Below are 8,512 nucleotides of genomic sequence, written 5' to 3'. Positions count from 1 at the left end.
GTGTGTCAGTCAACGTTGATGTCGACTGACACACCGCTTTCGCGAGCAAGCCCGCTCCCACAGGGTTTTTCGGTGTTTGAGCGACCGGGTTACACCAGGATCGAAGTCCCGGTCATTTCAGCCGGTTTTTCCAGGCCCAACAGCTTCAGCATGGTCGGCGCCACATCCGCCAGCACGCCGCCTTCACGCACCTTCAAGTCACGCTTGCCGACATAAATGAACGGCACCGGCTCGGTGGTGTGCGCGGTATGCGCCTGGCCGGTGGTTTCGTCGGACATCTGCTCGACGTTGCCGTGGTCAGCCGTGATCAGCGCTTCGCCACCGACTTTGTCCAGCGCATCGACGATGCGGCCGACGCACAGGTCCAGGCATTCCACGGCTTTCACCGCTGCTTCGAACACGCCGCTATGGCCGACCATGTCGCCGTTGGCGTAGTTGACCACGATCACGTCGTAACGCTGGTTTTCGATGGCGTCGACGATGCGGTCGGTGACTTCCGGCGCACTCATTTCCGGCTGCAAGTCATAAGTGGCGACTTTCGGCGACGGGATCAGGATGCGTTCTTCGCCCGGGAACGGTTCTTCACGGCCGCCGGAGAAGAAGAAGGTCACGTGGGCATACTTCTCGGTTTCGGCGATGCGCAGCTGCGTCTTGCCGTTTTTCGCCAGGTAGTCGCCGAGCACGTTGTCCAGGCTGCCGGCGGCGAAGGCCGATGGCGCAGGGATGCTGGCGGCGTATTGGGTGAGCATGACGAAACCGGCCAGTTTTGGCTGGCGGGTGCGCTCGAAATCCTTGAAACCGTCTTCGACGAACACGCGGGTCAGCTCGCGGGCGCGGTCGGCGCGGAAGTTCATGAACACTACGGCGTCGCCGTCTTCGACTTTAACCGGCTCGCCGATGGAGGTGGCTTTGACGAATTCGTCGCTCTCGCCACGCTCGTACGCGGCTTGCAGGCCTTCCTGGGCGCTGGCGGCGTTGAATTCGCCATTGCCATCGACGATCAGGTTGTAAGCCTGGGACACGCGGTCCCAACGGTTGTCGCGGTCCATGGCGAAGTAACGGCCAATAATGCTGGCGATCCGGCCTTTGCCGAGGGCCTGGAAGGTCGCGTCGAGCAGTTCGATCGACGACTGGGCGCTTTTCGGCGGCGTGTCGCGGCCATCGAGGAAGGCGTGCAGGTAGATTTTTTCCGCGCCGCGTTTGGCAGCCAATTCGGCCATGGCAACCAGGTGATCCTGGTGGCTGTGAACGCCGCCATCGGACAGCAGGCCCATGAAGTGCACGGCTTTGCCGGCGGCAACGGCTTTATCCACAGCCGCGCAGATGGTCGGGTTCTCGAAGAACTCGCCGTCGCGGATCGATTTGGTCACGCGAGTAAAGTCTTGATACACAACGCGGCCGGCACCGAGGTTCATGTGGCCGACTTCGGAGTTGCCCATCTGGCCATCCGGCAGGCCGACGTCCATGCCACTGCCCGAGATCAGACCGTTCGGCACGGTGGCCCACAGACGGTCCAGTACGGGCTTCTTCGCCGCATAGATGGCGTTGGATTCAGGGCTCTCACTGTGACCGAAGCCGTCGAGAATAATCAGGACCAAAGGTTTAGGCGTGGTAGTCATGGATTCCACTCGTGGCTGAGTTAAAAGAGGGCAATGGAAAAGGGAGTGGCAGTTTAAAGCGAAGTTCCGACGGCGTCACCGCCGGACGGGGTTTGGCCCACCATAGTGGCTGTGTATACTGGCCGACATTTTAACGCCCTGGAACCTCCTTCGATGGTTGCTCACCTGATTGAATTTGCCACTAACCACTATCTGCTCGTCGGTATCTTCGTGGTACTGCTGGCGTTGCTGATCGCCTATCAGATGCAAGGCGGCGGCCGCAGCCTGAGCACCGGTGAACTGACCGGCCTGGTCAACAAGGACGCGGGCGTTGTGATCGACATTCGTCCGGTCAAGGATTTCGCCGCCGGTCATATTGTTGGCGCGTTGAACATTCCTCACGACAAACTGGCCGCTCGCGTGGCCGAACTGGAAAAGCACAAGGCCAAGACCATCATCCTGGTCGACGCCATGGGCCAGACCGCCGGCACTCACGCTCGCGAACTGATGAAGTCCGGCTTCACCGCCGCCAAGCTGTCCGGCGGTATTTCCAGCTGGAAAGGCGACAACCTGCCGCTGGTGAAGTGATATGAGCAACGTCGTCGTCTATTCCAGCGATTACTGCCCTTACTGCTCGCGAGCCAAGTACCTGCTCGAGAACAAAGGCGTGGCCTTCGAAGAGATCAAGGTCGATGGCAAGCCGCAGGTGCGCGCCGCCATGGCCCAGAAGGCCGGGCGTACGTCCGTGCCGCAGATCTGGATCGGTGAGCGCCACGTTGGCGGTTGTGATGATTTGTTTGCCCTTGAGCGCGCCGGCAAGCTCGACGCCATGCTCAAGGCCTGAATGCCTTCCCTATAAGACCCCAAGATCAGAAAGGATCTGAGATGACTGACCAACAGAACACTGCAGCTAGCGAAGAAGAAACCGCACCGCAATTCTCCTTGCAGCGCATCTACGTACGTGACTTGTCGTTCGAAGCCCCGAAAAGCCCGGCGATCTTCCGCCAGCAGTGGGAACCAAGCGTCGGTCTGGATCTGAACACCCGCCAGAAGGCACTGGAAGGCGACTTCCACGAAGTCGTGCTGACCCTGTCCGTGACCGTGAAAAACGGTGAAGAAGTAGCGTTCATCGCTGAAGTGCAACAGGCCGGGATCTTCCTGATCAAGAACCTGGACGACGCTTCGATGAGCCACACCCTCGGCGCGTTCTGCCCGAACATCCTGTTCCCGTACGCTCGCGAAACCCTGGACAGCCTGGTGACCCGTGGTTCGTTCCCGGCCCTGATGCTGGCCCCGGTCAACTTCGACGCGCTGTACGCACAAGAACTGCAACGCATGCAGGCGGCTGGCGAGACTCCAACCGTTCAATAAGCTGCGCAGCGACACCCGTGTGGGAGTGAGCCTGCTCGCGATGGCGGTGTGTCAGATGACATCAATGTCAGCTGACACACCGCCATCGCGAGCAGGCTCACTCCCACATTTGTTATGGGGGGTTACTTGAATCCGAGCTGGCGCCAGCCCTCGTAGACGGCAACCGCCACAGTGTTCGACAGGTTCAGGCTGCGACAGCCTTCGCGCATCGGCAAACGCAGGCGTTGTTCGCCTGGCAGGGCATCCAGCACTTCCGCCGGCAAGCCTCGGCTTTCCGGGCCGAACAGAAAGGCATCGCCCTCGGCGAAGCTCGCGTCGTGGAACGGCCGCGAACCCTTGGTGGTAAACGCGAACACCCTTGGATGACCAAGGCTTTCCAGGCAACTGGCGAGGTCCGCATGGCGTTGCAGGGTGGCATACTCGTGGTAATCGAGGCCGGCCCGGCGCAGGCGCTTGTCGTCCATCTCGAAGCCCAGCGGTTCGATCAAATGCAGGTGGCAGCCACTGTTGGCGCACAGCCTGATAACGTTGCCGGTATTCGGCGGAATTTCTGGTTGAAAAAGGATGACGTGAAACATGCACGGCTCCGAAGGTAAAGATGACGGGCATTCTACGCCGCAAGCGGATCCCCGTTCGAAACTATTCCCGCGCGTGATGGGTTCGCTGGCGATTGTCGGGGTAATGGTGGGGCTGATGATCGGTCGCCTGACCACGCCCGACCCCAGTGAATTGCAGCAGATCGAAGTGACGAACGACGGCTTGGTGGTGTGGTTCAACAACGAACCCAAGTCCCACGGCGAGTTTATCGACGGCAGCCTGGCGTTGCTGTTCGAGGCGGAGGGCAAGACGCAGAAAGGTCAGCTCAAGCTCAACGACAAGAACGTGAACTGGCGGGTGCGATTGAGTGATGGGGGGTTGTTGCTGTCGGTGGTGGCGGCCCGGCCACTGCAAGGCGAGTGGGCCGGTAGCGAGGTCGATGACCGCTGGCGGCTGGAGATCCATCTCCGGGAGCAATAAAAGAGGGAATCCCCGGCCTGCCTGTACCAAGGTTCCCAAAACGGCAGGGCTCGCGCATTGCATCGTGAGCCCGGTGTAAAGAAGGAACCCCTGACCTGCCTGTATCAAGGGCCCCAAAACTGTTTGGGCTCGTCGCAAGTGCGGTGTGAGCCCGATGTAAAGAGGGGAATCCCCGGCCTGCCTGTACCAAGGTCCCCGAAACCGGGTAGTGAACTGAATCACTGAATGGACTATTGCAGGGGGCGTGCCAGGTTTTAACAGCTTGAAACAATCACGCCCTCTGAAACGCCGAAAGCCCCGTAATACGGGGCTTTCGTGTTTTTTCGCCAGGGGTTCGATTGTGAACGCAGGTGGGGTTTTGGATCAGTTGGCGTGCGCGATTGCGGTTCACGGTGCATTCAGGCGGTGCACCGTGGCCCCAAAAGCTTCGCGGGCAAGCCTCGCTCCTACAGGATTTTTACGAACCTGTAGGAGTGAGGCTTGCCCGCGAATGGATCTATGCAACGATGATGATCTAAAGGCTAATTAACCCTCATCCCCCTCATCATCATCCCCACCATCCACCTTCATCCCCAGTTCCTTGATCTTGCGCGTCAGGGTATTACGCCCCCAACCCAGCAAAACCGCTGCATCACGACGACGACCAGCGGTGTGCTTGAGCGCAGTCTCGATCATGATCCGCTCAAACGCCGGCACCGCGCTGTCGAGCAGGCTCGACTGACCGCGAGCCAACGCCTGATCGGCCCACTGGCGCAGCGCTTGCTCCCAGTTGGTCACCGGCGCCGAATCCTGCGGCAGGCTCAGCAGCTCTGGCGGCAGGTCGCTGATGTGCACTTCGCGACCCGAAGCCATCACCGTGATCCAGCGGCAGGTGTTCTCCAGCTGACGGACGTTGCCGCCCCACGGCAGGTTCTTCAGGTATTCCTCGGTTTCGCTTTTCAACAGCTTCGGCTCGACCGCCAGTTCTTGCGCGGCGCGGCTGAGGAAGTGCTTGGCGAGGGTCGGGATGTCTTCGCGACGGTCCGACAGGCGTGGAATATGAATGCGGATCACGTTGAGGCGGTGGAACAAGTCTTCACGGAATTTCCCGGCGTGCACCAGGGTTTCCAGATTCTGGTGAGTCGCGGCGATGATCCGCACGTCGACTTTGACCGGCACGTGGCCGCCGACGCGGTAGAACTCGCCGTCTGCCAGCACGCGCAGCAAACGGGTCTGCGTGTCCGCCGGCATGTCGCCGATTTCATCAAGGAACAGCGTGCCCCCATCCGCCTGTTCGAATCGTCCGCGACGCAGGTTGGCCGCACCGGTGAACGCGCCTTTTTCATGGCCGAACAGCTCGGATTCCATCAGGTCTTTCGGGATGGCCGCCATGTTCAGCGCAATGAATGGCGAAGCCGCCCGTGGACTGTGACGGTGCAGGGCATGGGCGACCAGCTCTTTACCCGTACCCGATTCACCGTTGATCAGCACGGTAATGTTGGAGTGGCTCAAGCGCCCGATGGCGCGAAACACTTCCTGCATCGCCGGCGCTTCGCCGATGATTTCCGGGGTGCGGGTCAGGGCGACCGGGACTTCCAGGCCTTGCTGTTCCTGGGCGTGCTGGTTGGCGCGCTTGACCAGGGACACCGCTTCGTCGACATCGAACGGCTTGGGCAGGTATTCGAATGCGCCGCCCTGATAGGACGCGACAGCGCTGTCCAGATCGGAGTGCGCAGTCATGATGATCACTGGCAGCCGTGGGTGTTGCTCGCGAATCCGCGCCAGAAGGTCCAGACCGCTGGCACCCGGCATGCGAATGTCGGAGATGATCACGTCCGGCTGCTGGCGCGCCAGGCGGCTCATCACGCCATCGGCGCTGTCGAAGCTTTGCGTGGTCATGCCTTCCTGCTGCAAGGCTTTTTCCAGGACCCAACGGATAGAACGGTCGTCATCGACGATCCACACGGTTTCACTACGGCTCATGTCGATGTGGCTCCTTGTTCCAGTGGCAGAAAGATCGAGAAGGTGGTGTGGCCTGGATGGCTGTCACATTCGATCAGGCCCTGGTGCTGGCTGATGATGTTCTGGGTAATGGCCAGGCCGAGCCCGGTACCGTCCGGGCGCCCGCTGACCATGGGAAAGAAGATGGTTTCCTGAAGTTCCGCAGGAATGCCGGGGCCGTTGTCGATGATTTCGATCTTGGTCACCAGGCGATGGCGCACGTGGCCAATGGTGAACTGGCGCATGGCGCGGGTGCGCAGGCTGATGCGACCCAGGCGCAGCTCGTTCTGGCTGCTGATGGCCTGCATTGCGTTGCGCACGATATTCAGGACGGCCTGGATCATCTGTTCGCGGTCGATCAACACGTCAGGAATGCTTGGGTCGTAATCGCGCACCAATGTGATGCAGCCCTGGCTTTCCGCCTCGACCAAGTGGCAGACGCGTTCCAGCACTTCGTGGACGTTGCACATGGCCAGCGATGGCAACTTGTTGGAGCCGAGCATGCGATCGACCAGGTTTCGCAGGCGGTCGGCTTCTTCAATGATGACGTTGGTGTAGTCGCGCAGGCTTTCTTCCGGCAGCTCGCGGGCGAGCAACTGGGCCGCACCGCGAATCCCGCCGAGCGGATTCTTGATCTCGTGAGCGAGGCCGCGCACCAGCATCTTGCTGGTTTCCTGCTTCGACAACTGCGCCTCTTCCTTGGTGATCCGCAGCAAGCGGTCACGCGGGTGGACTTCCAGCAGCAGCATGGTGGCGCCGTTGGCCAGGATCGGTGTGACCGCGTAATCGACGGTCAGCGTCTGGCCGGTCAGGGCGGTGAGCATCGCTTCGCGTTTAGTGAACGGATGCGCCTGCTCGACCGCCTGACGCAGGGAATTCAGGGCTTCGGTGGATTCGGTGAACAACTCACTGATGAACTGCCCATGGCTGCGCTGGCCACTGATGGCCAGCAGCATCTCCGCCGCCGGGTTCATGTACTCGAGGCGCAGTTCGGCGTCGAGCAGGATGGTGGCGGTGGTCAGGTTGTCGAGCAGCAATCGATGCAGTGCGTCGCTAATGGTCATCAGGACCTCTTTTGGAGCAGGGCATGCGCGTGAATAACGCGCCGATATGAGGAAAATGCAAAAACCAAACCAAGGCTCCGAAAAGAAGCGTTAAAGGCCTGAAACGGGCGTTTGACGCTCGTTTGCGTGGCGTTCTGCCAGCTTTTGCGGGTACTTTCGAACCAAAATGGGTTGATATTTGGGTACGGTGCAACCTATCGCACCAATATAGTGCGCAAAGCTGAACGAGGTTAGAAGAAACGCAGGAAGGGGTTTTTTGGCTCGATGGGTTTGTCCTTGAGCGGACATTCCGGTCGTTGGCCGTAGTCGGTCAACGTGCAGGGTTTGACCTGGCGTTTTTGTGCGAGGGAAATGCGCAGCATATGGAAGGGTTGATTGGCGGTGCGCTCGATGATGCGGCCGTGTTCGTCGAGGATTTCCACGGACAGGTTGTGGCTGCCGCGATCGATGTTGCTCAAGGCGAACACCGGGCTCGGCCCCGGTTCAGCGGTGGGCTGCCCGTCCAGCAACAAGCGGTAGCGATGACCCCGTTGCAGGCCGGGCTCGCTGGTGATGCTGACGATCAGCTCGCCGGCACTGCTGCGGATTGTGGCGTCGGGCTCGGGAACCAGCACCCGGAGCATGTCATAGCGGAACATCGGCCTGGCTTCGGTTTTTTTCTCTGCGATCACCGGCGCCGCGCCGGTCGGGTTGGCGGACATGCGGTTGCTCGTCGCCAGCGGCACACGTTTGGCGTTGCCGGAGCCAGGCTGGTCGGTGAAGACCCGATTGCCCTGTGCGTCGATGTAGGTGAAGACTTCGGCCGATGCGGACAACGCGATCAGGCATGCGGCCAGCAGCCATAACCTCACGGCTTGTGCACCCGCTGTACCGTGAAGGTCACGGTCGGACTCTGCTGCACGATGTCTTCCCCGTCGATCACCTGCACCGCGAGGCTGTGAGTGCCGCGATCAATGTTGACCAGTTGCAGGATTGGCACGTTGCTCGGCTGGCCGTAAGGCTGGTCGTCCAGCAGCAGCCTGAAAAGATGCGGGCCTTGCAAGCGCGGCTTGATCAACACGTTGACGGTGAAGGTGCCGTTGTTGGCCCGCAGCGCTTCGGTGGTGGGCAGGTTGGTCAGCTCCAGCACCTCGTAGGCGCTGCGAGGTTGTTCGCGGCTGGTGGCTTCGGCGGGTGGGGCAGGAGGCGCCTGGCGCTCGACGCTGTTGAGCGGCGGCAGTTCGACCGGCTGAGCCTTCACACCGTCGGGTGGTTGATTGCTGTAGGCAGTGTTGCCGGCGGCGTCGGTGTACTTATAAATCTGCGCGGCGGCGGGCAGGGCGATCAACAGCAGGATGAACAGAAAACCACGACCCATAAAATCGACCAGAAACGAACGCGTTGGGTTGCAGCATAGGTCAGGGCTGGTGATTGACCCAAGTTGTAAACATTTGGGCATGATTTCCCAAGCGCCACAAACCCCTTGTAGGAGCCGGCTTGCCG

General features: G+C 60.6%; 10 protein-coding genes. 4 read left to right on the top strand and 6 right to left on the bottom strand.

Features of this window, described 5'->3' with window-relative positions:
• Positions 1 to 89: 89 nt before the first annotated feature.
• A complete protein-coding gene (gene gpmI / locus KGB25_RS30115) occupies positions 90 to 1,619 on the bottom strand; it encodes a 2,3-bisphosphoglycerate-independent phosphoglycerate mutase (protein ID WP_223437958.1) in 1,530 nt (509 codons plus the stop codon).
• 153 nt (positions 1,620 to 1,772) lie between these two features.
• On the opposite strand from gpmI, the gene KGB25_RS30110 reads away from it, so the two are divergent.
• Genes KGB25_RS30110 through secB form a run of 3 tightly spaced genes read left to right on the top strand, consistent with a single transcriptional unit; the run spans position 1,773 to position 2,969 of the window.
• Positions 1,773 to 2,186, top strand: coding sequence for a rhodanese-like domain-containing protein (locus KGB25_RS30110; RefSeq protein ID WP_008024918.1), 414 nt, complete (start codon positions 1,773 to 1,775; stop codon positions 2,184 to 2,186).
• Position 2,187: 1 nt separating this feature from the next.
• On the top strand, positions 2,188 to 2,442 hold the full coding sequence (grxC, locus tag KGB25_RS30105; protein ID WP_008024917.1) for a glutaredoxin 3: 255 nt from the start codon (positions 2,188 to 2,190) through the stop codon (positions 2,440 to 2,442).
• A 41-nt stretch (positions 2,443 to 2,483) separates the two neighbouring features.
• A complete protein-coding gene (gene secB, locus KGB25_RS30100; protein WP_007897410.1) occupies positions 2,484 to 2,969 on the top strand; it encodes a protein-export chaperone SecB in 486 nt (161 codons plus the stop codon).
• Between the two features lie 122 nt (positions 2,970 to 3,091).
• Here secB and KGB25_RS30095 read toward each other — a convergent pair whose 3' ends face one another.
• On the bottom strand, positions 3,092 to 3,547 hold the full coding sequence (locus KGB25_RS30095) for a tRNA (cytidine(34)-2'-O)-methyltransferase (RefSeq protein WP_008024914.1): 456 nt from the start codon (positions 3,545 to 3,547) through the stop codon (positions 3,092 to 3,094).
• Between KGB25_RS30095 and KGB25_RS30090 the strand changes: the two genes are divergently transcribed.
• Complete coding sequence (locus tag KGB25_RS30090; protein ID WP_032828573.1) at positions 3,546 to 3,986, top strand: hypothetical protein; 441 nt, start codon at positions 3,546 to 3,548, stop codon at positions 3,984 to 3,986. The genes KGB25_RS30095 and KGB25_RS30090 overlap by 2 nt on opposite strands.
• Before the next feature lie 525 nt (positions 3,987 to 4,511).
• On the opposite strand, the gene ntrC is transcribed toward KGB25_RS30090, so the two are convergent.
• The 4 genes from ntrC to KGB25_RS30070 form a co-directional block, all read right to left on the bottom strand.
• Complete coding sequence (gene ntrC / locus KGB25_RS30085; RefSeq protein WP_008024910.1) at positions 4,512 to 5,948, bottom strand: nitrogen regulation protein NR(I); 1,437 nt, start codon at positions 5,946 to 5,948, stop codon at positions 4,512 to 4,514.
• Positions 5,945 to 7,030, bottom strand: coding sequence for a nitrogen regulation protein NR(II) (glnL, locus tag KGB25_RS30080; RefSeq protein ID WP_008024908.1), 1,086 nt, complete (start codon positions 7,028 to 7,030; stop codon positions 5,945 to 5,947). The genes ntrC and glnL overlap by 4 nt, the downstream gene beginning before the upstream one ends.
• A gap of 230 nt (positions 7,031 to 7,260) precedes the next feature.
• Positions 7,261 to 7,881, bottom strand: coding sequence for a DUF4124 domain-containing protein (locus KGB25_RS30075; RefSeq protein WP_223437956.1), 621 nt, complete (start codon positions 7,879 to 7,881; stop codon positions 7,261 to 7,263).
• Positions 7,878 to 8,387 carry a DUF4124 domain-containing protein gene (locus KGB25_RS30070; RefSeq protein ID WP_207284654.1) on the bottom strand — a complete coding sequence of 170 codons (510 nt, stop codon included), beginning with the start codon at positions 8,385 to 8,387 and terminating at the stop codon, positions 7,878 to 7,880. The genes KGB25_RS30075 and KGB25_RS30070 overlap by 4 nt, the downstream gene beginning before the upstream one ends.
• Positions 8,388 to 8,512: the final 125 nt, after the last annotated feature.

Source organism: Pseudomonas sp. BF-RE-21 (assembly GCF_019947305.1).
Taxonomy (GTDB): domain Bacteria; phylum Pseudomonadota; class Gammaproteobacteria; order Pseudomonadales; family Pseudomonadaceae; genus Aquipseudomonas; species Aquipseudomonas migulae.
Note: the sequence above shows the minus strand (reverse complement) of the source record. Positions and strands in the feature narration are given on the sequence as shown.